The organism is Flavobacterium aurantiibacter (assembly GCF_002251775.1).
GTDB lineage: Bacteria > Bacteroidota > Bacteroidia > Flavobacteriales > Flavobacteriaceae > Flavobacterium > Flavobacterium aurantiibacter.
The window spans coordinates 1-758 of record NZ_NOXX01000028.1 but is presented as its reverse complement, the minus strand read 5'-3'; the positions used below and the strand labels follow the sequence as shown (position 1 = coordinate 758).

Annotated in this window: 1 protein-coding gene; it reads right to left on the bottom strand. The window is 42.0% G+C overall.

The features are described 5' to 3' along the window. Positions 1-758 (bottom strand): transposase (locus CHX27_RS00255; RefSeq protein ID WP_165764398.1); only part of this gene is annotated, 758 nt, incomplete at both ends.

Sequence of the window (758 nt, the reverse complement as noted above, 5' to 3'; positions counted from 1 at the left end):
TGGCTTCTATCAATCTCTCGTCCGCCTTTTCTACTGGTGCATTGGTCTTTTACCGGGCAGGTTTTGCAGGCTGGTGTGCGGTATTTTTGGTACATATAACCGCTTTCTTCGGTGCGACCTGTTTTCTTGTGCCATCGTCCAGTAGTGCTTAGCGTTGCTCCTTGCGGACAGGTATAAGTATTCTCTTCTTTATTATAGATAAACTTTGTTACAAAATACTCCGGTTGTGTACCGTTTTCGTTGCTCTTGCCTTGATCGGGTTGTGCAACAATGGTGGCAATATTGTTGTCCTTGCAGGTTGCTATTTCTCTACCGTTGTGATAGCCTTTGTCGACTAATACGGTAAAGGTTTCTGCTTTTAGGTTTTCTTTGGCTTCTAAAGCAATGGCCGAGAGTGCATTTTTATCATTTCTATTGATGGTGTGCGTTGCCACAATTAAGTTGTGTTTATCATCCACTGCCGCTTGAATATTATAAGACACTTCTACTAATTGCCCTTGAACCAAGAGTGCTCTGGCATCGGGGTCGGTGGTGCTTACTTGCGGTTCGCCACTGGTTTTGAGTTGCTCCTCCAGCAGTTCATATCTGATTTTATTTTGCTTTAAGCGTTCTATTTTTTGTTGAATATTGGTTACCGTGGTGCTGGTTTCTTGATCGTCGTTTTGGGCTAAAGCGCTCAGATATTCTTGGGTTTTGGTTTCTATATACTCCAGGTGTTTATCTATTTTCTTTTGATTAAAATTAGACTTCTTGCCATT